The following is a 22,648-nucleotide window of genomic DNA, read 5'->3' as shown; positions in this document are numbered from 1 at the left end:
CGTCGTCCTCAAGAGAGTTCAACCCCGTTTTTCGCCGCAAGCGCTCCGAAGGCGCGGGCTGCAACACCGAAGGCCGCCGGCCCAGAGAAGCCGCCGAGCTCGTGGGCGCTGGCCAGGTGGGGCTCCAGTGAGGCGAAGCCGGTGAAGCCGTCCGCTTTCAGGGCGGCGATGGTGGCGTCCAGTTCGCCGTCGCCCTCGCCGGAGGGCACCACTTCCCCGGTGGCGGCAAGTGCGTCCTTGACCTGGAAGTACTCGAGGTACGGTCGCAGCATGGCGTAGCCCTCGGTGTAGGGCTTGATGCCCACCTGGACGAAGTTCGCGTTGTCCCAGGCGATCCGCAGCGCCGGGGAGTCCACGGTCTCCATGATGTCGAGGACATGCTCTGGGGTGTCGCCGTAGATACCCTTTTCGTTCTCATGCAGAAGCACGACGCCGGCTTCCGCGGCGAGGGCCGCCAGCGCGCCCATGCGCACCATGACGTCGTCGCGGATGTCTTCCGCGCTCTGGCCTTCGGCCCGGAAGAAGGAGAAGATGCGGACGTATTTGGCGTCCAGGCCCTTGGCGACGGAGATGATCTGGCCGAGCCGGTCCAGTTCGTGTTCCACCGGCAGGCTCACGTCCACCTTGCCGATGGGGCTGGCCACGGCCGAGACTTTCAGGCCCTTTTCATCGAGGACTTGCTTGAGTGCGGCAACCTGCTGCGGTTCCAGCTCCGAGACGTTGGTCCCCCACGCGCTGCGCACCTCGATGTGGCTTGCGCCCAACGCCAGTAATACCGCGGCCTGCACCGCGGGGTCCGGGTCTATTTCATCGCCGAAGCCTGAGAGCGGCCAGACTGCTGTCGTTGTTATGCTCACGCGGATCTCCTGAAATTCGCCGCCGCGCGGGCAGCTCGCATTCCAGCTCCAGTGCGGTGAGGCAGTTTACAAACGATGTCCACCCCAGCTTAGCTACGACTGCGGCGAAATGACAACCGGTTGCCAATACCTTGTCAGCTGTGGCATTCTTGGCGGACAGGTTCTGTGGCGGCAGTCACAGGAGAGCCCGTTGGATCTGGCCAGAACGGTCCGGCCACCACGTTCAGAGAGGAGCGCCGTGGCTACGACGCAAGCAGCAGCAGTGGACCGCCCGCCCACCATCCACGACATCGCAGCCCTCTGCGGCGTGGCGGCCTCCACCGTTTCCCGGGCGCTCTCCACGCCGGACCGCGTCAATATCCGGACGCGCCAACGGATCGAGGCGGCCGCTGCGCAGCTAAACTACATCCCCAACAGCCAGGCCAAAGCGCTGAGCTCCGGGCGGACCGGTGCCGTGGGAGTGCTGGTACCCGACATCACCAACCCGTTCTACTTCGACCTCATCCGGGGTACTCAGCTCCAGCTCAAGGCCGCCGGGTACACGCAGCTGCTGGTGGATACGGAGGAGTCCGACGAAGTCGAAGCCAGCACCATGGAGCAGCTGCGCAAGAGCGCGGATGGAATCGTGGTGGCTGCCTCCCGGCTGAGCGACGAGGCCCTGCTTGCCGCTGCAGCGAAGATGCCGATGGTTACGGTCAACCGCGACGTCCCCGGGGTCCCCGCAGTCCTCATCGACACCCCGTCCGCCACCACCCAGGCCCTTGACCATCTCATCTCGCTGGGCCACACCGACATCGCCTACATGGCCGGGCCGCTCACCTCGCAGTCCAGCACCCGCCGCTGGACTGCCCTGGCGGAGGCGGCGAAGGAGCGCGGGGTGGAAGTGCGCGCGCTCGGACCGTTCGCGCCCAAGACACAGTCCGGCGCAGTCGCCGCCGACGCCGCCGTGCACAGCGGAGTGACGGCCTGCATCGTGTTCAACGACCTCATAGCCATCGGCATGCTCCAGCGCCTGCGCGAGCGCAGCATCCGTGTACCGGAGGACATGAGCATTGTGGGCTGCGACGACATTTTCGGGGCCGACTTCTGCAACCCGCCGCTCTCAACCATGGCATCGCCCATCGAGCAGGCGGGCCGCGTGGCGGTCTCCATGCTGCTGGCGCAGCTGAACCCTGTGGCGGGCGGCGTTACACGCAGCCGCTCCGTGATGCCCACCCACCTCACGGTCCGGGGCTCCACGGGTCCAGCGCCGGGAATGCACTAGGCACCCTGCAGCGTGCCGGCCAGCGGGGACGGACACGGACCCGCAGTACTGGCGCGGGCGGACATGGACGCGCTGCCGGTCGCTGAAGCCACAGGACTGCCCTATGCCTCGGAAGTGGACGGCATCGTCATTCCTCCGGGTAAGCGGGTCAGCGCGATGGCGACTTCGCCACCGAGGGACACGTTACTTCGGTACACCTCGACATTTACATTCACGCTCCGGCCATTCGTCTCGCGCTGAATGAAGTCCAAAAGGAACGGTGTGGTGTCCTTGCCTTTGATCCCGTTCTTCTCTGCCTGCGCCCATGCCCGGGAGAGAATGTCGTCGAGCTTGGCCGGAGGGAACTGCTTGTCCTCCGCGATCGGATTTGCCAACAGGATGGCCGATTGGATGTGCAGGGCATCACGTGCGCTGCAGATTGCTGCGACTTCCTCCGGAGTGTTGACCGCGTACTCGAGCGCATACCCCGAGTCCGAAACGTAGAAGCCAGGGTACTTCTTGGTCTTGTAACCGACGACCGGGATGTTGAGCGTTTCGAACCGTTCAAGTGTGGCCGCGACGTCCAGGATGGATTTCACGCCGGCGCTGACGACGACGATGGGGATACTAGCCAGGGTAGTCATATCGGCAGATTCATCGAAGGATGTTGCCGCACCGTGGTGAACTCCACCCAAGCCGCCGGTTGAGAACACAGTGATGCCGGCGCGGTGTGCCAGGAACGCCGTCGCTGCTACCGTGGTGCCGCCGTGGAGCCGAAGAGCAGCGGCTACGGGAAGATCGCGGAGGCTGACTTTCTTCACTGCACCGTCATTGGAGAGCGAGGTGATCTGCTCACGGCTGAGCCCAACCGTCGGAGCGCCGGCGAAGACACCGATCGTTGCGGGCACGACCCCTTGACTGCGGAGGCGTTCCTCGGCTTCCACAGCAACTTCGAGATTGCGCGGACGCGGAAGTCCGTGAGTGAAAATGGTCGATTCCAAAGCGACGACAGGGCGCCCTCCAGCAACTGCGGCGGCCACCTCCTCCGAGACGTGGAGCGCTACGTTGGCGTGAGTGGATGACACGGCGGTCTCCCGGTAGAACGTGACCTGACCCACCAAGGTTCCCGCACACGACAACCAACAACAAGACATCACCGTGCGGTCGGTCCGGGCTGCGGCCCTGGATTACTGGGCTGTCCGGCAGTTGTTTAACGCTGCTGCCCGCACCCCGGCCTGTCGTCAGGCCCGGCGATAACGCCGTCAAAATGACGTAGTGACGGCCGCGATAACCTTACCCATCAGGCGCCCGGCATGTCCTGCGTGGCCACTCTGCCCGCGCGCTCGTAGACCAGCGACACTGCCCCCTTTGGGAAGGTGCGCGCCGGCTCGGCGAGGCGGAAGGAGGCGGGGATGGTCCCGGCGTCGAAGATGCGCTTGCCCTGCCCGAGGGTGATCGGATAGAGCCAGAGGTGGAGGCGGTCGAGCACGTCCGCCGCCAGTAGCGACCGGATGAGGACGCCGCTGCCGAACATGTGCACCTCGTCGAACTCTTCACGGAGCCGGCCCGCTGCCTCTGCATTTGGCAGCACCTTGGTGCCCGTCCACGCCGGAGCAACCAGTGAATTGGAAACGACGAACTTGGGCACCCGGTTGAGCGTGCCGCCGATCTCGCCGGACTGGTGCGGCCAGTAGGCCGCGAAAATGTCGTAGGTCTTCCGGCCGAGGAGCAGGGCGTCGATGCGGCCAATCTCCTCGCCGATGGCAGCGCCAGCCTCGTCATCGGACACCGGCGCCTGCCAGCCGCCGAAGGCGAATCCGTCGGTGGTGTCTTCTTCGCTGCCGCCCGGGGCCTGGTAGACGCCGTCGAGGGTGACAAACAGGTTGGCGACGATGATTCCCACGCGCCCATTCTGGAACAGGGCCTCATCGCTGTCCATAGCCAGCGGCCGTGACAGACTGGTGCCATGCTGCTCGATGAGCTCGTGAGGACCTCGGAAGCCGTTGCGGCCACCCGCTCCCGGCTCGCCAAGATCAACGAACTGGCAGGTCTGCTGGTCCGGCTCGACCCCGCGGACATCCCGACGGCGGTCGGCTTGCTCACCGCCAGGCCACGCCAGGGCCGAGTCGGGGTCGGGTGGAGCGGAATGAGGGCGGCCAGGGGTGAGCCCGCTCCTGAGCCGAACCTCACTATCGCCCACCTCGACGCTGCGTTGGACCGGCTGCTGGCAGCCGCAGGCGCTGGCTCGACCGTGGAACGCGCCGCCACCCTTCGGACTCTGATGGCGGAAGCCACCGAGCGGGAGCAGGCCTTCATCGCCGGCGTTCTGCTCGGTGAACTTCGTACCGGTGCACTCGAAGGCGTCCTGACGGATGCGGTCGCCCGCGCCGCCGGCCGGCCGGTCGGGGCCGTACGCCGCGCAGCGATGCTCTCCGGCGATCTCGGCGGGACCGCACTGCTGGCGATCACGGGCACCGCAGCCCAGCTTGACGCGGTCGGCCTCGTCGTCGGGCGTCCCGTGCAGCCCATGCTCGCCGCAACCGCGGCCAGTGCCAGCGAGGCGCTGGAGGTGACGGGGGAAGCGTCGGTGGAATACAAGCTCGACGGCGCACGCATCCAGGTGCACCGTGCGGGCGACGACGTGCGCATCTACACCCGCACCCTGGCCGAGGTGACCCACCGACTGCCTGAAGTGGTAGAGGTGGTGCGCGGGCTGCCCGCGCGCGATGTGATCCTCGACGGCGAGACGCTGGCCCTCGACGAGGACGGCGGCCCCCGGCCGTTCCAGGAGACCATGTCCCGGTTCGGAGCGAACGCGGCGCGCGCCACGCTGCTGCATCCGTGGTTTTTCGACGTGCTGCACATCGACGGGCGTGACCTGCTCGATGAACCGCTGTCCACACGTATAGGCGTGCTCGAGCGCATCGCCCCCGGTTACCGCATGCCGGGGAAAATCACTGCGGATGCGGCTATCGCCGAGGGAGTGTCGCGCGATGCGCTTGCCGCCGGCCATGAGGGCGTGGTCGTGAAAGCGGTGGGCTCGGCCTATGCCGCCGGGCGGCGGGGTTCGAACTGGATCAAGGTGAAGCCGGTCCTCACCTACGACCTGGTGGTGCTCGGCTGCGAATGGGGGTCAGGGCGGCGCACCGGGCTGTTGTCGAACCTGCACCTCGGAGCCCTGGACCCTGTTGGCGAGTTCGGCGAACCCGGCGGTTACGTGATGGTGGGCAAGACTTTCAAGGGCCTCACCGACGCGCTGCTGCAATGGCAGACCGAAAGGTTCCAGGAGTTGGAGGTGCGGCGCACCGCGGGGACGGTCTGGACCGAGCCGGTCACCGTGGTCGAGATCGCCATCGACGGCGTCCAGCGCTCTTCCCGCTATCCGGGTGGAATCGCCCTTCGGTTCGCACGCGTCAAGCGCTACCGTGACGACAAGACGGCCGCGGAGGCCGATACCATCCAGACGTTGCGCGCCCTGCTCCGCACCCCACCGGGCCGAAAGGTATCCCCCGCGCCGGCGGAGCCAGACCCGGGCGGAGACGCCCCCCTCCCGTAAAATTGTTGCGTTTTCCGTGCAGGCGCGTGCACGCGCTTCAGCACGAGCCACGCTCCCCGGGCCCTGGCCGAGGATCTTGATATCGGCATGCTGTCTCGGGTTCTCGCGCCAAGGAATGCTGCTGGTGCGCGGGCTTGCCAAGGAATGCTGCTGGTGCGCGGGCTTGCCAAGGAACACTTCGGTGCGGACGGGAAACGCGACGAGCTCTTGGACTTCGCGCCTGCTGTAGTCAACTCGGCACGGCGCCATGATTACGTGCCAAAGATACCGGCAGTGGGCCCCCATCCTTCGATAGGTTTGTTCGGTAAGTCCGGCCGCGGGCAAACCGACTCATTGGAGAAGACGTGAAAGCGATTGTGTACGAAGAGACGGGTTCGTCCTCGGTGCTGAAGCTTCAGGACAAGCCGCTGGCTGATCCCGGCGCGGGTGAGGTCCGGGTCCGCATGGTCGTCTCCGGAGTGAACCCCACCGATTGGAAGTCCCGGGCAGGCGGAGGAGGAAGCGCCCCGCTGGAAGCACCGAAGGTCCCTAACCAGGACGGCGCCGGCGTGATCGACGAAATCGGCTCCGGAGTGACAGGACTCAGCATCGGCGACCGCGTCTGGCTCTGGGACGTCGCCTGGGGCAGCAACGAAGGCACCGCCCAGGAGTATGCGGTTGTACCGGCGGCCAAAGCAGTGGCGTTTCCGGGTACGGAATCCTTCGACACAGGTGCGTCCATCGGCATCCCTGCCCTGACAGCGCACCGGGCGCTGACCTCGAACGAGGACGGCCCTGCCAGGCTCTCCCCCGGAGCCCTCGCGGGACGAACGGTACTGGTCACCGGCGGCGCAGGCGCCGTGGGACACGCTGCCATTCAACTCGCGCACTGGGCCGGCGCAACCGTCATCACCACAGTCAGTGGAGACCACAAAGCCGAACTCGCACGCCTCGCCGGAGCCCATACAGTCATCAACTACCGCACCGACGACGTCGTGACTACAGTCCGCGAGGCGGCCCCCGGCGGTGTCGACACCATCGTTGACGTTAACGCTCCAGCCAACATCGACTCCGACGTGCAGGTGCTCAAACCAAGCGGAACCATAGCCATCTACGCAGCCAATCCCGGAGAATCAGTGACGGTTCCCATCCGTGAAAGCATGACAAAGAACGTCCGATACCAGTTCATCCTCACCTACACCGTCACCGAGGAGCAGAAACAGCACGCCGTGGCCGCCGTCTCCGAGGCGCTGAACGCCGGTGCGTTGCGCGTCGGTGAAGAACACGGCCTGCCGCTGACCCGCTTCCCGCTCGAAGCGACCGCCGCGGCCCATGACGCCGTGGAACACGGCACCATCGGAAAGGTGCTCATCGACGTCGCACCATCGGAACCGGACGATTTCGCGGGTCAGTAGCCCCCGCACCGTCGGCCTTCCCCGGCGGTGCGGCGACGGGCACCGGCACGGTCGAGCCGGCCCGACGGGACAGCCACCGGACTTCAGGATTTGGAGCTGGGCCGGCCAGGAATATGGCTAAGAATGGATTTGGAGAAGCCACCATCAACGCAGATGTCTTGACCGGTGACGTAACCCGATAGCGGGCCCACAAGGAATTCGATCACGTTCGCAATGTCCATGGGATCACCGATCCTTGACATTGGGATGATGTCTTCCCGTGCCTTCTTGATTTGGGGATCGGCGTACATTTTTTCGGTCATCCGTGTATGGGTCATACCCGGGGACACAACGTTTACACGGATGCCTTCAGGTGCCCATTCCAATGCGAGTGTTTGGGCCAGCATTGTCAGTGCAGCCTTGCTAGGGCTGTAAGCGCCTGATCCGGCATGTGGCAGCTGGCCGGACATTGACGAGGTGAAACAAGCGGAACCGCGCCTCTCCTTCAAATGCGGGTGGCTGGCTTTGGCAAGAAGCCACGCGCCGCGGAGGTTAACGGAAAACATGCTGTCCCAGTCCTCAATGGATAGGTCACATATAGCACCAGGGCTGGCGATTCCAGCGTTTGCTATCAACGAGTCCAGGCCACCAAATTCGGCCACGGCAGCTGCCACCAGCTGATTTGGCACATCGGGATCGCCGAGGTCGCCCGCCAGTGCGATCGCGGTACCTCCCATTGACTGGATCGAACGAACAACTTGCTCCTGGCTGGCGTTCAATTCATGTCCACACACAGCGATCATCGGCTGCTCGCCACGGGCAAGGGCCGCCTCTGCGATTCTCAGGCAAGTTGCCGCGCCTATCCCGCTACTGCCGCCACTGACCAAAGTTCTCATCGCACATACTCCTTTTTATGGGGATTCACAGGGGGACCGTTCTTAAGCTATCTGAAGCTAATTCCCTAGCTCCCAGCCGTGATTTCTGAGGTCCTGCATCGCCTTCTTGAATTCGTGCAACGGATTCTCTTCGCGAATGATCTCAAGAACAACGTTATTGACTCCGCACGTCTCTTGGACGGCATTGCCCAGTCCATTCCAGTCGATCACTCCAGTGCCGATTGGATCATGCCCCCAGGTTTCCCTACTCGTATCAGAAATATGCACGAGTCCAATTGATTCATGGTTGGAGAGCAAACCCTCAACGGGGTCCTCCCCTATGTAGGCAGCGTTGGCGACATCGTAGACAATCTTGACCGCGTCGTCGTTGACCGTGTTTACGACACCGGCCAGGTCCTGGATGGTGGGAGTGAAGCAGTAGGGGGTGTTTTCAAAAAGCAGGCGAGTGCCAGCCTGTTTGGCCAGCGGGATGAGATTCTCCAGGCTCTCGTACATCCACCCGTAAACGTTTTCGAGTGAAGGTGAAATCATTGGACGCCTTGTGCCGGGGGATATGACGACTTCGGGGACCTTCCAGGCTTCCGCCAGGTCAATCACCGATTTGACGTGCCCGACACTCTTGCGGCGCATATTGGCACCGGGGCTCGCCAGATTGATGTCGTATCCGCCGGCGTTCAGTGACCTGATCCTGGCGCCATAGTCATTCAGCCTCGCAGAAATGGCCGAGCGCTCCGAGCTGGATAGTTCATCCGGCCAACAATGTGGGGAGCTAACCGGAACTTCAAAGGCGTAATAGCCATTATCGACCAGTTCTGCAATTGCATCGATTGCAGTAGATGACCACAAGTAGGAAAATGTGTTGATAATCATCTGGTTCATTTGTAAACATCCTCTCGGTTCTGCGCGTATGTAGAAGAGTTTTCATTCATAACGCGATGTCGATCCTTCGCCGGGGGGCGCTCACTACGCCAGGCGGCTCGACGAGACCCGGGGCAGACGTGCCCTTTTGTGCCCGGTCGAGCCGCCACGGTGTCAAAGGGCGAGCGTGCCTACTGTGAACGATTAGCCTCGTTGGCGGGCGACGAGGTGCTCGAGACCAGGTGTTCGCCCTCGAGCACTTCAGGGTCAGCAAGCGCCACGGTGGCACGGTCACCGCGGTTGCCGGTCTCCGGCAGCGTGAAGTAGACGACGAGGCAAAGGGCCACAACGACAATCATGTAGACCGCGACGAGCATTGGCTGCCCGGCGCCGACGAACGCAGCGGCGACCAGCGGCGCGGTGCCGCCGAAGACGGCAATCACGATCTGGTGTGCGAACCCGATGCCGGATACCCGTACGGCGGCTGGGAACAGTTCGGCCTGGATGGTTGGGTAGACGGCCTGCCAGATACCGAGAACCACCCACCCGGACGCCGATACCAGGACGTATACCCAGAAGCCTGGCTGGTTCAGCAGCAGGAGCATGGGGTAGAAGAGCACGATCATGCCGATGGCGCCGATGATGGGGAAGATCTTACGTCGGCCGAGGCGGTCGGAAAGGTATCCGCAGACCGGCACGATGACCACGAGCAGGGCCAGCCCGATAACGTTCCCGGCAAGTGTGGAGGACAGGTCCCGGCCGGTGGTCAGCTTGGCGTAGGTGGGAAGGAAGGTGGCCCAGGTGTAGTAGGCCACGGCCGGGGCAGAAAGTGCTGCTGCCTGCAGCAGCGCCTTCGGGTGTTCGCGAAGCAGGTCCATCAGGCGGGCCGCGGCGGACTTTTGATCGACGAGGGCAGTTGCCTCAAACTCGGGGGTCTCTTCTGCCCGGGCCCTCAGGATAAGGCCGACGACGCCGAGGATGCCTCCCGCGACGAACGGGATGCGCCAACCCCAGGCGGCAAGGTCCGCTGGAGTGAAGGAGGATGTCACCATTGCCGCGGCGCCGGTCGCGGCGAGGGTCGCGAGGCCGCTTGCCATGTTGGAAAATGAACCGAACAGGCCCCTCCGGTTCGCGGGAGCGTGTTCGACCATGAAGGCGATGGCGCTCTGCGCCTCACTGCCGGCCGAGATCCCCTGGAGAATGCGTGCAACCAGAAAGAGAACGGGCGCTGCATAGCCAATGGTCGCAAATGAAGGTGTGAGGCCGATGATCAGGGCACCGAGCGCCATCCCGGAGATGGCCAGCGTCAGGATGAGCCGTCGGCCGAAACGGTCGGCCAGTGGAGAAACGATGATTCCGCTGAGCGGGCGCACAACAAACCCGACCGCGTAGGTGAGCAGCGCTGCGATAAGGGAGGCGAACGGGGAATCACTTGGAAAAATCTGTGATGAGAACACGGCTGCCAGCAACCCGTAAATGTACCAGTCGTACCACTCCACGAAGTGGCCGATCGTGCCTGCCACCATATTGAGGTTGCGGCGAGGGCGCCCAGGCACTTCGGGAATCTCCGAAGGGTCTGGACTGCCAACAGCTTCTTTTGAGGTCTTCATTGAACTCTCCATATTTTCACGTTTGCTGCGGAGGGGTATTGGACTATCCCCGGACACCTGACACGGTGTACCGGTCTCGCCCGGCTGTAACTCGGCCCAACGGAACAACCTGCCGCCGAGGCCAACAGCCGGCACAGCGCTGAGGCGCTGCCCTGACTTGTGGTGGGAGAGAAGCCTGTTCAGCCCTTCCCGAATGAGATCGGTTGCAACACTTCCGCCAATGAGATCGGTTGCTGAGATCGGTTGCAAGCAACATTACGTAGGCTGGGCGGCCCTGTCAATGGTCATTTTTTCGCTTCAGAGAACCGAGGTCATCCCTGAATGATCAGGGGCTTCTCATTGTTGACGTCAAGGAAACGGGCCCCCGACCAGGTGCAGTTCAAGCTGCCATACGATGCCCAGTACTCGTCCCAATGCGCTAGTTTCCACCGGTCCCTCTCAAGACCCCGCTGAATGAGACGCTCCCGGAGCATTTCCTCGGGGACGCGCACCCGCACCACCACGGTCTCCGAGGTGGGCCAGTGAAAATGTTCAGCGGCACGCATCAGGTAATCCGGTTCGGCGAAGTACGCACCGAAGGGTGCATCGAGTACGACGGATCGTCCCAGTCGCAGATTCGCTCCGGCTATATCCATGAGCGTCTCGTACTCCAGGGGCAGCAGGTTGTCGCGATAGTAGTCGTTGGACTCCCGGTCCGTGGGGTCGTGTCCGGTTGCCTTCAGCGCGAACTCGACAAAGCGTCCGCATACCCGGTCCTTGTCCAGGTATGCCGCGTTGTTTTCTCTTGCTGTTTTCTGCGCAACCGTCGTTTTCCCCGAGCCGGCCGGGCCGATAACAATAAAGACGCTGGGGACTGTCATCGGCGGGCCTCTGCCACTGCTGCCAGGAACTCCTCGGCGGCTTTGGTGACGCGGGTAAAGTCGCCATCCTGCTGCCAAGCTTTTGTTACATAGCTGCCGACTCCGACACCTACAACGCCCGCCGCAAACCATTCGCCTACGTTCTCCAAGGTTACCCCGCCTGCCGGCATGATCGGCAGATGCGCGAGCGGGGCGAGCACGGACTTGGCGTAGGGGATGCCGCCCGCCTCGGTGGGGAAGAGCTTGAGGATGTCAGCGCCCGCCTCGGCTGAGTTAACAAGCTCCGTTGGCGTGTAGGCCCCGCTGACGGTTGGTACCTGATACCGGTTGGCCATCCGAATCATTGCCGGGTTCAGCTGGGGACTGACCAGGAATTCAGCGCCGGCGCGGATGCACTCGTAGGCCGAGTGCTCGTCCAGCACCGTTCCGGCGCCCACCGCTACTCCGTTTGACCCATGCCTGGCGGAGAGCCGGCGGATGACATCGACCGCTCCGGGGATCGAAAGTGTGATTTCAAGGGCGCGGAAGCCTCCGGCGATGGCGGCTTCGGCAACGCGTTCCGCCACGTCAGCGTTCTCAAGGCGGACGATGAGGACGGCGCCGGATTCGTCGATGGTCTGCAGGGTGCGAAGTTTTTTGTACATTGCTGGCCTTTCTTCTGACCCAGGCAGCCTCCGTGTTCCGGAGGATCCCTGGACCACTGTTGAAGTGTCGTTGACAAACTCTCCCACCATCCATACTGTTATTGCAACCGATCTCAGCAATCGATCTCATACTTAGCAAAGGGGCTGGCAGATGAGTAGAGCACGCACGATCATCCTTGGCGCTTCGCACTGGCACGTCCCGCTTTGTACGCGGGCGATCGGCGAAGAACACGAGGTCGTCGGCATCAGTGACGAGGACGTATCGCTCGTCCGGGGACTTGCTGAAGCGTGGAGCGCTCCCGTTGAGGCTGACTGGCGGAGCCTGGTGGATCTGCCGGATCTCGGGCTTGCCTATGTCTTCGGCCCGCACAACGGCATGGCGGAAAAGTGTCTCGCGCTGATCGAGCGCGGAATTCCGCTCGTGGTAGAGAAACCCCTCGGCACCTCGCTCGCGGAACTTACGAAAGTACGCAAGGCCGCGGAAGCAGCAGGCGTGCCCGTGACGGTCCCATTGGTTCAGCGGGGCGGTCCCACCGACCGCTGGCTTGCGAAGGCCGGTCGTCCGACCTACCAGAGAACCTCCTTTATCGCCGGGCCGCCCTCACGCTACCTGCATAACGGCAACCCCTGGATGCTGGATCCTGCCGCTGCAGGTGGTGGTTGCTTGGCGAATCTGGCACCGCATTTTGTCGATCTGTTCCTGCATGGCAGTAACGAATCCGCGGACAAAGTAGATACCCGGCTCTCCTCCGTACTACACGGTGCGGATGTCGAGGACCATGCCAGCCTCATCGTTACCACCCCGGGCGGGCGCGAAGCCATCATCGAGGTGGGGTACGCATTCCCCGATTCGCCGCTGAAGCGCTACTGCAGCTTCACGTCGGCAGGCGAGGCCGGATTCGCCTCTGTCAACTCAGACGGTTCTGCCACATTCACCTCGGTGGACGGGGCCACGGAGTCCACCACGATCAACGTCGACAGTGACCCTCTCTACGATGCGTTCGTACGCCGTGTCGCGGAAACGCTGGAAGATGGATTCCGAGGGCTGCCAACGCTGGCCCAGCTTGAAGACGCGATGCGCCCGATTTGGCAGGCATATGACGACCATGGAGGAAGAGAAAATGGCCGACCTTAGTATTGACGTTGTCGCGAAGGCGGCCGGAGTCCACCGCTCAACGGTTTCCCGGGCTTTTTCCCGGCCGGAGGCCGTAAAAAGCGAAACCAGGGAGCACATTCTCCGTGTCGCCGAGGGGCTCGGCTACACGATGAGCCCGCTCGCCCAGGCGTTGCGTCGAAAGACCAGCACCTTCATCCCCCTGATTGTCCCTGACATCACCAACCCGTTCTTTGCAGAACTTGCTAAGACGATGACGCAGGCCGCCGATGAGCGCGGCTACCAGCTGCTGCTGTGTGTCACGAACGGTGACGCTGCCAAGACCGATGGGTACTTCACGGCGATGCAGGCCATGTACGCCCCTTTCGGAATCGTCGCGCCCTCGACGAAAGTCGATACCGATGCCCTCAAGCGTTTCGATTTTGGCCACCGGGTGGTAGTGATCGACCGCGTGGAAGGCGACTCCTCGGTTCCGACCGTCACCGTCGACAGCCGCCGCGGAATTGTCCTGGCCCTGGAACACCTGCGTTCCCTGGGGCACACCTCGATCGGCTACGTTTCCGGTATCTCCGGGACCCACACTGCCCAGGACCGAATGGACGCCTATCTGGAGCTGTCAGCCGAAGGCAGCAGCACGCCCCTCGTACTCGACAGCGGCTCCGATCCCGACGCAGGGGCGCGCGCGGCAAAGCACTTTCTTGAGATGGACAATCCCCCGACCGCGATCATCGCCGCCAATGACATGGTCGCCTTCGCGGTGATCTCGGCCCTTGGCCAAAGCGGTGTCCGCGTGCCAGAGGACGTTTCAGTCATGGGCTTCGACGGCCTGGCATTGGGCGCCCGGTTCAACCCGGCTCTGACCACAGTGCGGCAGCCGATTGCTGACATGGGAAACATCGCGATCGAGCTGGCAGAAAAGCAGAACCTGAACGGATCGGTAGACCACGTCGTTCTGGAACCTGAACTTCTTGTGCGCGCCTCCACTTCAGGGCCGCGCAAATGACCGGGGCCAGCACAAGGACGCTGCGCCGGCTGCCCGGGCTGCGGCACACCGACCACGTCGGCCTGACGGTTCCGAACCTCGAGGACGCAGTCAGGTTCTTCGTCGAGGTACTCGGCGCCGAGGAGCTGTACCGCTCCGACCGCGGACCCGACGCCGAGTTCATGCCCACAAACTTCGATGTGCCTGCTGATGCCCGGCTCACCCTCGCCATGCTGCGGCTGCCTCCGAATTTGAACATCGAGCTTTTCGAATGGAGCAGCACCGAACGGCGGGAAACCCCGCCACGGCACTGCGACGCAGGCGGACACCACCTGTGCTTCGTTGTGGACGACGTCGACGAAGCGATCGCCGTGCTGCAGGAAACCCCGGGAGTGCGCGTGCTCGGGGAACGCAAGGAAGTCGCCGGCGACAGTCCCCGCGTGGCCGGCAACCGCTGGACTTACTTCATATCCCCTTGGGGGCTGCTGATGGAAATCGTCGACCGATCCCGGGTCGCAGCCCCGCCCCGCCTGGTCGGTCCCGCGGACTGGGCAGCAACTCAAGACACTTTCACTAAGGACGTTCAATAATGCGACTCGCAGGCCACACACTAGGCACCCCGGACCATACGGTCCCCCAGGCAATCAGGCTTTTTCGAGCCGCAGGGCTCGATGCCGCAGAAGTCATCTACCAGGATGGCTATAAATCAGGACTCCCCCAGGGAGACCGACGCGCCGTCCTTGAAGCACTGAAGGCGGCAGAGGGCGAAGGCTTGCCCATCATTGGCCTTACGCCCTACACCACGGCCATCAACGCTCTGGACGAGAGTGAATGGCGCGGCGGCGTAGACGAATTCCGTGGCGCGATTGAGACCGCGCATCTCCTCGGCGCCGACCGGGTGCGCGTCTATGCTGGTTCCTGGCACCCCGGGGACAACGACCATGCGGCGCGATGGGCAAAACTGCGTGAGGCATTGGAGACCCTGGCACCTGAGGCTGAACAGGCCGGGGTGCGCCTGTGCGTGGAGAACCATTTCGGCACCATGACCCAGACGGCGTCCGAAACCGCGGCCCTCGTCCGGGAAATTGCCCATCCGGCTGTCCGCGTTCTCTACGACCAGGCCAACCTGACCTTCACCCACGACGAGACATTCGAACAGGCCCTTGATGTTCAACGCGACCTGATTGGTCACGTACACGTCAAGGATCTCGTGTTCACCGATCCCAAGGCGGCCTTCCGCGCCACGGAAACGGCCCGCGTCAATGCGTCCGAGCGCGCCGTAAGATCACGTGTCATCGGCGCCGGCGTCCTTCCCTGGCGCGAGATCCTCGCTGCGCTGCTGCGCCACGGCTACGACGATCTGCTGAGCATCGAGTATGAGTACCGCTGGCACCCGCAAGACCTCCCGAGCCCAGAGGACGGGTTCCGGGAATCAGCGGCCGCCCTGCGCGGAATGCTCTCTGATCTCGCTGAAGTGCAGGAGGCACGATGAACGCCCAGCGTCTGCGCGTCGGCGTCATCGGCGCCGGAAATATCGCCTCCATTGCCCAATTGCCCACACTCGTACAGCGGGACGACGTTGATTTGGCTGCCTTGGTGTCCCGGCGGGAGGATCCGGGCAACCTGGTCCGGCGCTGGGGTTTTGGTGCCGCGTACCGGACAGTCGAGGACATGCTGGCCTCTCAGGACCTGGACGCCGTCTTCGTCCTCACGCCGCGCTCGGAGCACGCGCACGCCGTCCAGCTGTGCCTGGAGAACGACGTCGACGTGTTTTGCGAAAAGCCCCTGGCTCCGGCCACCGCGGAGGCGGAACGTCTGGCGGACCTCGCCGATGAGCGCGGCCGGATCCTGATGGTCGACTTCAACCGCCGCTACGCACCTGTCTACATGGCAGGGCGCGAGGCGTTCGGTGAGAAGGGCGCTACCTTCTGCGTCGCCCAAAAGAACCGCCCCGGTTCGGAATACCGAGCGACGTTCGAGAACGCCATTCACATGGTCGATCTGCTCCGCTGGTACTGCCGCGGCGAACCCGTGGACGTGGCCGCGCATTCAGCCGGCGATGACCCTTGGGAAGAAGACGGCGTCGCAGCCATCATCCGCTTCAGTACCGGCAACACCGGAGTGCTGATGGCAGCCCGAACCGCAGGTGCCTGGAACGAGAAACTGGACGCCTACGGCGACGGAAAGACCGTGGAGGTACGTGCACCCGAAACAGTAGCGACCACCGTCAGCGGAGTCACCACATCACGCGAGCTCAGCGCCGAGGCCTACGGTTGGGCCACAGCGACCGACACACTCGGATTCTCCGCCGCCGTCCACCATTTCCTGGACCGCGTCGCCGACAGGGCGCAGCCCCTCACCTCGGGTCGGGAGGCCGTCCATACCCAGCGGTTGCTCGATCGGATCCTCGCAGCCTCCGGGCTGCCCGCGGAAGAACAGCAAGGCCGGCAATGGGAAAGCCATGCCACACAGCCCATGAGCGGAGATACTAAATGAGCCTCAAAGATCATGTGGTCCTCGTGACCGGATCGAGCGGCGGAATCGGCGACGCAGTCATCGATGCGCTCAGAGCCGAGGGAGCCCTCATCATAGGAGCCGACCGAGCCCCCAAAGAGGACCAGAAGTTGGCCGCCTTCTTCCCGCTCGACGTTACCTCCGAAGAGCAATGTGCCGCCGTCGTGCGGGATGTCACAAGCAAATACGGGCGCATCGACGCACTCATTCACGCCGCCGGAGTCCTGGGCGCCACCGCGGACATCATGGAAACCACGACGGAAGAATACGAATCCGTCATGCGGATCAACTCCTCCGGCACGTTCTCAATGGTCCGGGAAACGGCACAGTCAATGATTGAGTCCGGCACCGCCGGTGCGATCGTTATCCTCTCCTCCGTCGCGGCCAAAGAAGCCCGCCGCAACTACCTGCCCTATAACGCCAGCAAACTCGCCGTGCTTCACATCATGTGGTCCTTCGCCGAAATACTCGGACCCCGCGGCATCTCCGTCAACGCCATTGCACCCGGCCCCGTGAACACTCCTATGTGGGCGCAGTTCGCAAAAGACTCCGGCCCGGACGCGATCGCCAACCGGGCCAAACGCGCCGCGCAACTTCCAATGCGCCGGTTCGCCGAACCCGACGAAGTCGCCCGCGCCATCATCTTCCTGACCGACCCCGACAACCGCTACATCACTGGCGTCAGTCTGGATGTGGCAGGTGGAGCGCACCTCGGCATGGGAACATGACCAGGGAACCAACCTCACCGGAACACCGGGCCACCGGCACACGCTCAACTACCTGCCGCCCAACCGGCGGCGGGCTGGGTGTGCACATGGCATGGGGGAACCGTTGGATCTTCCGTCGCGGACCTTTTCTCGGTCTACGCCTGCTGTGGATTGACAGCCCCGTGCATCAGCCGGCTTAGGCAGGTTGTGTAACCAGCCATGGCGTCTTCGAAGGTGAGCAGTCGCAGGCCACCACAGGCGGCTGCCTCGGCGCGTCCGTCGTTGCTATCTTCTGCATGGCACAGCAAAGGTTCGCAGCCGTGCCCGTTCCTTGACAGAGTTGCGATTCCCCATGCGTGTTTTGGAGGCGTCACGGTGACGCCGGCTGCGTCGAAGGTGTCCCGTAGGACATAGGCGGTCACCGTGCGCCAGGGCTGCAGGAATGGCGGCAGCAGTTGTTCGATAAGTTCGTTGATGCCCGTGTCCACGTTGCAGGGGCATCTGGGAGGGTCGTTGTCGTCCGTCTCACGGAACATTGACACGCTGCTCTCTGTGCCCTGGGTGAAATGGCGGGTGGATTTCGCCTACACCTATGCCGGCTGGTCGTGCACAGCAATGCTTTGGATGAGCATTGAGCAGGCCAAGATCAATCAGGCCGCTTCAGCCCTGACCGGCCTTCCGCAACTAAGGTGGTGCGCATCCACCAGCGGCGAATCCAACCTGGTTGCTTCCCTGCGGCTGAAAGAACTCCAGGAATTGGACACCATCGAACACCGGCTCCAGGCTGCTTTCCCGGGACTGCAGGTCCGCGACCGATGGGTCGTGCCCCGGACAGCGAAGACCCAAGGCCACGTCCTTGACGAAATGGGGCTTCATCGAGGCTACGTTCCGCTGTAGGCCCCCAACAAAACAATGCCCGGTGTTGCTGGGCCGGGAGAGCGCCCGTGGTGCAGTTGCAGTGCGCTGTGATTTCTTGGGGCGTTGGACCATTACAGTCACCCGGGCTTTGACGACCGCGGCATTCGCCTTCAGTGCGTCGGGTGCACTGACGCCGGACATCGCCCTAGGATGAGCCTCATGAGTTCCGATGATGAGAAGGACCCTCCTGTACCCGCAGACCTCGTCGACGCCCCGAAGCGCATCCACCGCGAACAGGTTGCCCAAAATAATGACGGATCCAATCGCGAAGCACTTGCGGACGATCCGAACGACTGAGCCTGAGAAGCGGGTCAGCTTTTTGCCATCAGGCATCTGTGCCCGTCCGACCTAGCTGCTTCCTGGGCAGACTGCAGGATTCTTCTCAACTCATCTGAAACGGGAACACCCGCGCTCCGGGGGCGAGCATGAAGAGAACAGCCCGCCGTCGTCCGCTGTTCTTGCTTTACGCGGTGAGTGCCCCCTCCAGCCAGGACCTTAGCACCGGCGCGGGAGCTGCGCCGGCCTGCCTCGCGACGATCTTGCCGTCGACGATGACCATCAACGTCGGCACTGCCTGAATGGCGAATCTGGCGGAGAGCTGCGGTGAGTGGTCGACGTCGACCTTTACGAGTTTGATCTGCCCCGCGCGTTCGTGCGCCAACTGGTCCAGCACCGGACTCACCATCCGGCACGGTCCGCACCACACAGCCCAAAAGTCCACCAGCACTGGAACGCCGGAACGTTCGGCGATCTCGCCGAAGTCGTCGTCGCCCGCTTCAACCACCCAGGGAAGCTCCCGATGGCAACTCCCGCAGCGTGGGCGGCCGTCCGCGACGGCCGGGACGCGGTTGGATTTGCCGCAATGGGGACATTTGATGATGGCCTTGTTCATGCGCTTCCGGCCCCTTCCAGTTCCATCGTGCTGTAGTCAACCACTAGTTCCCCTCCGGCTGCGGTCACCGTGACCACTCCCCCCTCGGCGATGCTGCCACGCAGCAAGGCCCGGCCCACTTGCGTTTCCACCACGCGGGAAATGTAGCGGCGGAGCGGGCGGGCCCCGTAGACCGGATCGAAGCCGCGTTCGGCTATCAGAAGGCGCGCCTCCTCAGTCAGGTGCAGCTCTATTTGCTGCTCGGCCAGCCGCTGTCGCAGCTGTTGGAACTGCAGATCAACGATGCGCTCGATTTGCGGCAGTCCCAGGGGTGCGAACAGGACCGTGTCGTCCACCCGGTTGAGGAACTCGGGGCGGAAATGCGCGCGGAGCTCCCCCATCACCATGCCGCGCGCCTCCTCGGTTATCGCTCCGCCTTCGGTCGAACCCTCCAGTAAATACTGGGAGCCGATATTGGAGGTCATGATGATGACGGTGTTGCGGAAATCGACGGTCCGGCCCTGCGAGTCCGTAATCCGTCCGTCGTCGAGCACCTGCAGCAGGGTGTTGAAAATGTCCGGATGGGCCTTCTCCACCTCATCGAACAGCACTACCGAGTAGGTCTTCCGGCGTACCGCTTCAGTGAGCTGCCCTCCTTCGTCGTAACCGATGTAGCCAGGAGGCGCCCCCAGCAGGCGGCTAACGGTGTGGCGTTCCTGGTACTCGCTCATGTCCAGCCGGATCATTGCGTTTTCGCTGTCGAAGAGCGCCGCAGCCAGGGCCTTTGCAAGCTCAGTCTTCCCGACGCCGGTCGGGCCGAGGAAGATGAAGGAGCCGATGGGCCGGCGGGGATCCCGGATACCCGAACGCGCCCGGATGATGGCATCGGACACAGCGCTAATCGCTTCTTCCTGCCCCACGACGCGGGCGCGCAAGATTTCGTCCAGGTGGAGGACTTTCTCGCGTTCGCCCTGCTTCAGCCGGGCGACCGGTATGCCTGTCCAAGCCGCGACGATGTCGGCAATCTCGTCCTCCGTCACCACCTCGCGGAGCAGGCGTTTTTCACCCTGTTTCGCGGTCAGCCGTTCCTCTTCGGCGGCCAGCCGTCGTTCAAGGTCGGCAAGTCTGCCGTACCGCAGCTCCGCCGCCCGATTGAGGTCGTAATTCCGCTCGGCTTCCTCAGCTTCCTGCCGCGCCCGCTCCAGTTCGCTACGGATTTCCTGCAGTTTGTGGATCGCCCGCCGCTCGGCTTCCCATTGGGCCCGCTTCGCGTCGGCCTCACCGCGGAGGTCCGCCAATTCACGCCTCAGCTCCTCGAGTCGGTTCTTGCTGGCCGGATCGGTCTCCTTGGAGAGGGCTGCCTCTTCTATCTCGAGCCGGGTGACCCTTCGGGTGAGCTCATCCAGTTCGGCCGGCATCGAATCAATTTCCGTCCGCAAGCGGGCGCACGCCTCGTCCACGAGGTCAATGGCCTTGTCCGGAAGGAACCTGTCAGTGATGTACCGGTGGGAAAGAGTGGCCGCCGCCACCAGAGCACTGTCCTGGATCCGCACACCGTGGAAGACCTCGAGCCGCTCCCGCAGCCCGCGGAGAATGGAAATAGCGTCCTCGACGTCGGGCTCGTCCACCGTGACCGGCTGGAAACGGCGCTCCAGAGCCGGATCAGATTCAATGTGTTTGCGGTATTCGTCGAGGGTGGTCGCGCCGATCATGTGCAACTCACCGCGCGCCAGCATTGGCTTCAGCATATTCCCGGCGTCCATCGACCCCTCGGACGCGCCTGCCCCTACGACGGTGTGCAGCTCGTCCACGAATAGCAGGATCCTGCCTTCTGCTGCCAGCACCTCGGCCAGTACTGCCTTCAGCCGCTCCTCGAACTCGCCGCGGTACTTGGCACCGGCCACGAGGGCACTCATGTCAAGCGAGAAGATAGTCCTGTTCTTCAGCCCTTCCGGCACATCCTGCCGGACGATCCGCTGGGCCAGCCCCTCCACAATGGCTGTCTTGCCGACTCCAGGCTCGCCGATGAGCACCGGATTGTTTTTGGTTTTGCGCGAAAGTATCTGCACGACCCGTCGGATTTCGGCGTCGCGGCCGATGACCGGATCCAGCTTTCCGGTGCGGGCGTCTGCCACCAGGTCGCGGCCGTACTTCTCCAGCGCCTCGTAGGTCTGCTCCGGCGTTGCCGAGGTGACGCGCTGGTTTCCCCTGACCTGCGTCAGGACAGAGAGGAACGCCTCACGGGTGATGCCGTGATCCGCCAGCACCCTGCCGGCCGCCGTCGACCGGCCTTCCTCCGCCAGCGCGACCAGCAGGTGTTCCACCGAGACGTACTCGTCCTTGAGCCGTTTGGCTTCTCGTTCCGCGGCGTCGAGGAGTGCGCCCAGCCTGCGGCTCACGTACACCTGGCCCGGCGCCGCCCCCGGGCCGGTGACCTTTGGCTTGCGCCTCAGCTCGGTTTCAACGGCAGCCCTCAACTCATCCACGTCCACCTGCATGCCCACGAGCAGGCGCGGGACAAGGCCATTTTCCTGCTCCAGCAGGGCCAGCAGCAGGTGTTCACCGTCGGTCTCAGTGTGCCCACTGCGTTGGGCTATCCGCTGAGCCTCTGCCAAGGCCTCCTGCGACTTTTGCGTCAAACTCTCCATGTTCATCGTGAACCGGTCCCTTCGACCTGCGTGATTTCAACCAGTCGTCGTTCAAGCGAGTCGACCCGCACCAACAGATCGAGTACCAACGGGATTGCCGCGTAGTTCAGCGACAACTCCGAATGAAGTCTCATGACGCGGGCTATGAGCTCCGGGGCCCGAGGGCTGAACCAGGGCCCGCCCGAGGCATCGCCCAGCGGCCGGATCAGGTCCAGGTCTACGAATCGCATAACTACGTCGGGGTGTACGCCGCTGCTGCCTGCCACCGCCTCGAGATTCAGGCGCCACGGATAGGCGAGCGGATATTCTCGGCTCATAGAAGGCCCTCCCTCGGGTGAAAGTCGGATACGTCGGCAAGCTGCTCGTATAGCTTGCGCACCTTACTGCTCAGCCGCGGGGGCACCATGACGCGGATCTCCGCGTAGAGGTTCCCCGGCTGGCCCCTCGGGTCGGGCATTCCCTGGCCTCGAAGCCGAAGTCTGCGCCCGCTGGAAGACCCCTCGGGAACGGTGATGGTGACCGGTCCCGCAGGCGCGTTGACCTTGATCTTGGCCCCCAGAGCTGCTTCCGACGGGGTGACGGGAAGGTCGAAGTGAATGTCCCGGCCCTTGAGCCGGTATCTGGCGTCCGGTTGGATGCGTACGGTCAGGAAGAGGTCCCCCGGCGGACCCCCTTCACGGCCTGCGGCGCCCTCCCCTGTGAGGCGGATGCGCTGGCCGTCCAGCACCCCGGGGGGGACGTCGACGTCATAGTTCCGGGTTTCGCCGTCCGGTTGGGCCAGGCGGACGGTGCGCCTTCCGCCACGGATCGCCTCTTCGAGGGTCAGACGAAGCTCCGCTTCGTGGTCTGCACCCTGGGCCGGGCCCCCTGCCTGTTGCCGGAACCAGCCACCGAGCAGGTCCTCCCAATCAACGTCGCCTCCCATATCGACGTCGGCGTTGCCGTACCCGCCGCGACCCGGGCGCGGGCCAGGCCGCGGGCCGGGCCGCGGGCCGCC

24 protein-coding genes are annotated in these 22,648 nt (G+C 63.7%); 11 read left to right on the top strand and 13 right to left on the bottom strand.

Features of this window, described 5'->3' with window-relative positions:
- Positions 1-8: 8 nt before the first annotated feature.
- Positions 9-857, bottom strand: coding sequence for a sugar phosphate isomerase/epimerase family protein (locus tag DBZ45_RS07950; protein WP_440130508.1), 849 nt, complete (start codon positions 855-857; stop codon positions 9-11).
- 238 nt (positions 858-1,095) lie between these two features.
- Between DBZ45_RS07950 and DBZ45_RS07945 the strand changes: the two genes are divergently transcribed.
- Positions 1,096-2,121: a LacI family DNA-binding transcriptional regulator gene (locus tag DBZ45_RS07945; RefSeq protein ID WP_223256979.1), complete on the top strand. Its 1,026-nt coding sequence runs from the start codon at positions 1,096-1,098 to the stop codon at positions 2,119-2,121.
- 101 nt (positions 2,122-2,222) lie between these two features.
- Here the strand turns inward: DBZ45_RS07945 and DBZ45_RS07940 are convergent, their stop codons facing one another.
- Positions 2,223-3,140: a pseudouridine-5'-phosphate glycosidase gene (locus tag DBZ45_RS07940; RefSeq protein WP_223256978.1), complete on the bottom strand. Its 918-nt coding sequence runs from the start codon at positions 3,138-3,140 to the stop codon at positions 2,223-2,225.
- Positions 3,141-3,400: 260 nt separating this feature from the next.
- On the bottom strand, positions 3,401-4,003 hold the full coding sequence (locus tag DBZ45_RS07935; protein ID WP_111903403.1) for a dihydrofolate reductase family protein: 603 nt from the start codon (positions 4,001-4,003) through the stop codon (positions 3,401-3,403).
- A 63-nt stretch (positions 4,004-4,066) separates the two neighbouring features.
- On the opposite strand from DBZ45_RS07935, the gene DBZ45_RS07930 reads away from it, so the two are divergent.
- Positions 4,067-5,656, top strand: a complete 1,590-nt coding sequence (locus DBZ45_RS07930) for an ATP-dependent DNA ligase (protein ID WP_111903389.1) — start codon at positions 4,067-4,069, stop codon at positions 5,654-5,656.
- A gap of 344 nt (positions 5,657-6,000) precedes the next feature.
- Positions 6,001-7,050, top strand: coding sequence for an NADPH:quinone reductase (locus tag DBZ45_RS07920; RefSeq protein WP_111903387.1), 1,050 nt, complete (start codon positions 6,001-6,003; stop codon positions 7,048-7,050).
- An 83-nt stretch (positions 7,051-7,133) separates the two neighbouring features.
- On the opposite strand, the gene DBZ45_RS07915 is transcribed toward DBZ45_RS07920, so the two are convergent.
- From DBZ45_RS07915 to DBZ45_RS07895, 5 genes are all read right to left on the bottom strand, one after another.
- A complete protein-coding gene (locus DBZ45_RS07915) occupies positions 7,134-7,925 on the bottom strand; it encodes an SDR family NAD(P)-dependent oxidoreductase (protein WP_111903386.1) in 792 nt (263 codons plus the stop codon).
- Between the two features lie 57 nt (positions 7,926-7,982).
- Positions 7,983-8,804 carry a sugar phosphate isomerase/epimerase family protein gene (locus tag DBZ45_RS07910; RefSeq protein ID WP_223256977.1) on the bottom strand — a complete coding sequence of 274 codons (822 nt, stop codon included), beginning with the start codon at positions 8,802-8,804 and terminating at the stop codon, positions 7,983-7,985.
- 170 nt (positions 8,805-8,974) lie between these two features.
- A complete protein-coding gene (locus tag DBZ45_RS07905) occupies positions 8,975-10,339 on the bottom strand; it encodes an MFS transporter (protein ID WP_223256976.1) in 1,365 nt (454 codons plus the stop codon).
- Positions 10,340-10,704: 365 nt separating this feature from the next.
- Positions 10,705-11,253 (bottom strand): AAA family ATPase, encoded by a 549-nt coding sequence (locus DBZ45_RS07900; RefSeq protein ID WP_111903384.1) that lies wholly within the window; start codon positions 11,251-11,253, stop codon positions 10,705-10,707.
- Positions 11,250-11,897 carry a bifunctional 4-hydroxy-2-oxoglutarate aldolase/2-dehydro-3-deoxy-phosphogluconate aldolase gene (locus DBZ45_RS07895; protein ID WP_111903383.1) on the bottom strand — a complete coding sequence of 216 codons (648 nt, stop codon included), beginning with the start codon at positions 11,895-11,897 and terminating at the stop codon, positions 11,250-11,252. Before DBZ45_RS07895 ends, DBZ45_RS07900 begins: the two co-directional genes overlap by 4 nt.
- A gap of 151 nt (positions 11,898-12,048) precedes the next feature.
- On the opposite strand from DBZ45_RS07895, the gene DBZ45_RS07890 reads away from it, so the two are divergent.
- The 6 genes from DBZ45_RS07890 to DBZ45_RS07865 are packed head-to-tail and all read left to right on the top strand — an operon-like array spanning position 12,049 to position 17,235.
- Entirely contained in the window at positions 12,049-13,032 is a 984-nt protein-coding gene (locus tag DBZ45_RS07890) for a Gfo/Idh/MocA family protein (RefSeq protein ID WP_111903382.1), read from the top strand.
- Positions 13,019-14,014, top strand: a complete 996-nt coding sequence (locus DBZ45_RS07885; protein ID WP_111903381.1) for a LacI family DNA-binding transcriptional regulator — start codon at positions 13,019-13,021, stop codon at positions 14,012-14,014. The genes DBZ45_RS07890 and DBZ45_RS07885 overlap by 14 nt, the downstream gene beginning before the upstream one ends.
- Positions 14,011-14,583: a VOC family protein gene (locus tag DBZ45_RS07880; protein ID WP_111903380.1), complete on the top strand. Its 573-nt coding sequence runs from the start codon at positions 14,011-14,013 to the stop codon at positions 14,581-14,583. The genes DBZ45_RS07885 and DBZ45_RS07880 overlap by 4 nt, the downstream gene beginning before the upstream one ends.
- Positions 14,583-15,485, top strand: a complete 903-nt coding sequence (locus DBZ45_RS07875) for a sugar phosphate isomerase/epimerase family protein (protein ID WP_111903379.1) — start codon at positions 14,583-14,585, stop codon at positions 15,483-15,485. The genes DBZ45_RS07880 and DBZ45_RS07875 overlap by 1 nt, the downstream gene beginning before the upstream one ends.
- Positions 15,482-16,489 carry a Gfo/Idh/MocA family protein gene (locus DBZ45_RS07870; protein WP_111903378.1) on the top strand — a complete coding sequence of 336 codons (1,008 nt, stop codon included), beginning with the start codon at positions 15,482-15,484 and terminating at the stop codon, positions 16,487-16,489. Before DBZ45_RS07875 ends, DBZ45_RS07870 begins: the two co-directional genes overlap by 4 nt.
- Positions 16,486-17,235, top strand: coding sequence for an SDR family NAD(P)-dependent oxidoreductase (locus DBZ45_RS07865; RefSeq protein ID WP_111903377.1), 750 nt, complete (start codon positions 16,486-16,488; stop codon positions 17,233-17,235). Before DBZ45_RS07870 ends, DBZ45_RS07865 begins: the two co-directional genes overlap by 4 nt.
- Before the next feature lie 134 nt (positions 17,236-17,369).
- Here DBZ45_RS07865 and DBZ45_RS22625 read toward each other — a convergent pair whose 3' ends face one another.
- Positions 17,370-17,702, bottom strand: a complete 333-nt coding sequence (locus tag DBZ45_RS22625) for a hypothetical protein (RefSeq protein WP_146617463.1) — start codon at positions 17,700-17,702, stop codon at positions 17,370-17,372.
- A gap of 136 nt (positions 17,703-17,838) precedes the next feature.
- Between DBZ45_RS22625 and DBZ45_RS22620 the strand changes: the two genes are divergently transcribed.
- Both DBZ45_RS22620 and DBZ45_RS22915 read left to right on the top strand, forming a co-directional pair.
- Positions 17,839-18,111, top strand: coding sequence for an Lrp/AsnC ligand binding domain-containing protein (locus DBZ45_RS22620; RefSeq protein WP_146617462.1), 273 nt, complete (start codon positions 17,839-17,841; stop codon positions 18,109-18,111).
- 180 nt (positions 18,112-18,291) lie between these two features.
- Positions 18,292-18,429 carry a hypothetical protein gene (locus DBZ45_RS22915; protein ID WP_190243059.1) on the top strand — a complete coding sequence of 46 codons (138 nt, stop codon included), beginning with the start codon at positions 18,292-18,294 and terminating at the stop codon, positions 18,427-18,429.
- Between the two features lie 166 nt (positions 18,430-18,595).
- Here the strand turns inward: DBZ45_RS22915 and trxA are convergent, their stop codons facing one another.
- From trxA to DBZ45_RS07840, 4 genes are all read right to left on the bottom strand, one after another.
- Complete coding sequence (gene trxA, locus DBZ45_RS07855; protein WP_111903375.1) at positions 18,596-19,024, bottom strand: thioredoxin; 429 nt, start codon at positions 19,022-19,024, stop codon at positions 18,596-18,598.
- Positions 19,021-21,657 carry an ATP-dependent chaperone ClpB gene (clpB, locus tag DBZ45_RS07850; protein ID WP_111903374.1) on the bottom strand — a complete coding sequence of 879 codons (2,637 nt, stop codon included), beginning with the start codon at positions 21,655-21,657 and terminating at the stop codon, positions 19,021-19,023. Before clpB ends, trxA begins: the two co-directional genes overlap by 4 nt.
- On the bottom strand, positions 21,654-21,968 hold the full coding sequence (locus tag DBZ45_RS07845; RefSeq protein ID WP_087873319.1) for a chaperone modulator CbpM: 315 nt from the start codon (positions 21,966-21,968) through the stop codon (positions 21,654-21,656). Before DBZ45_RS07845 ends, clpB begins: the two co-directional genes overlap by 4 nt.
- Positions 21,965-22,648 (bottom strand): J domain-containing protein (locus tag DBZ45_RS07840; RefSeq protein WP_111903373.1); only part of this gene is annotated, 684 nt, incomplete at its 5' end. The genes DBZ45_RS07840 and DBZ45_RS07845, both read right to left, overlap by 4 nt.

This window comes from Arthrobacter globiformis, assembly GCF_003261175.1.
Classification (GTDB): domain Bacteria; phylum Actinomycetota; class Actinomycetes; order Actinomycetales; family Micrococcaceae; genus Arthrobacter; species Arthrobacter globiformis_A.
This window is presented reverse-complemented; position numbering and strand designations above follow the sequence as displayed.

Bases quoted from the DNA above. Each gene is read 5' to 3' on its own strand.
- DBZ45_RS07930 (WP_111903389.1), top strand. From the start codon at position 4,067: ATGCTGCTCGATGAGCTCGTGAGGACCTCGGAAGCCGTTGCGGCCACC.
- DBZ45_RS07915 (WP_111903386.1), bottom strand. From the start codon at position 7,925: ATGAGAACTTTGGTCAGTGGCGGCAGTAGCGGGATAGGCGCGGCAACT.
- DBZ45_RS07910 (WP_223256977.1), bottom strand. From the start codon at position 8,804: ATGAACCAGATGATTATCAACACATTTTCCTACTTGTGGTCATCTACT.
- DBZ45_RS07900 (WP_111903384.1), bottom strand. From the start codon at position 11,253: ATGACAGTCCCCAGCGTCTTTATTGTTATCGGCCCGGCCGGCTCGGGG.
- DBZ45_RS07895 (WP_111903383.1), bottom strand. From the start codon at position 11,897: ATGTACAAAAAACTTCGCACCCTGCAGACCATCGACGAATCCGGCGCC.
- DBZ45_RS07890 (WP_111903382.1), top strand. From the start codon at position 12,049: ATGAGTAGAGCACGCACGATCATCCTTGGCGCTTCGCACTGGCACGTC.
- DBZ45_RS07885 (WP_111903381.1), top strand. From the start codon at position 13,019: ATGGCCGACCTTAGTATTGACGTTGTCGCGAAGGCGGCCGGAGTCCAC.
- DBZ45_RS07880 (WP_111903380.1), top strand. From the start codon at position 14,011: ATGACCGGGGCCAGCACAAGGACGCTGCGCCGGCTGCCCGGGCTGCGG.
- DBZ45_RS07875 (WP_111903379.1), top strand. From the start codon at position 14,583: ATGCGACTCGCAGGCCACACACTAGGCACCCCGGACCATACGGTCCCC.
- DBZ45_RS07870 (WP_111903378.1), top strand. From the start codon at position 15,482: ATGAACGCCCAGCGTCTGCGCGTCGGCGTCATCGGCGCCGGAAATATC.
- DBZ45_RS07865 (WP_111903377.1), top strand. From the start codon at position 16,486: ATGAGCCTCAAAGATCATGTGGTCCTCGTGACCGGATCGAGCGGCGGA.
- DBZ45_RS22620 (WP_146617462.1), top strand. From the start codon at position 17,839: ATGAGCATTGAGCAGGCCAAGATCAATCAGGCCGCTTCAGCCCTGACC.
- DBZ45_RS22915 (WP_190243059.1), top strand. From the start codon at position 18,292: ATGAGTTCCGATGATGAGAAGGACCCTCCTGTACCCGCAGACCTCGTC.
- trxA (WP_111903375.1), bottom strand. From the start codon at position 19,024: ATGAACAAGGCCATCATCAAATGTCCCCATTGCGGCAAATCCAACCGC.
- clpB (WP_111903374.1), bottom strand. From the start codon at position 21,657: ATGAACATGGAGAGTTTGACGCAAAAGTCGCAGGAGGCCTTGGCAGAG.
- DBZ45_RS07845 (WP_087873319.1), bottom strand. From the start codon at position 21,968: ATGAGCCGAGAATATCCGCTCGCCTATCCGTGGCGCCTGAATCTCGAG.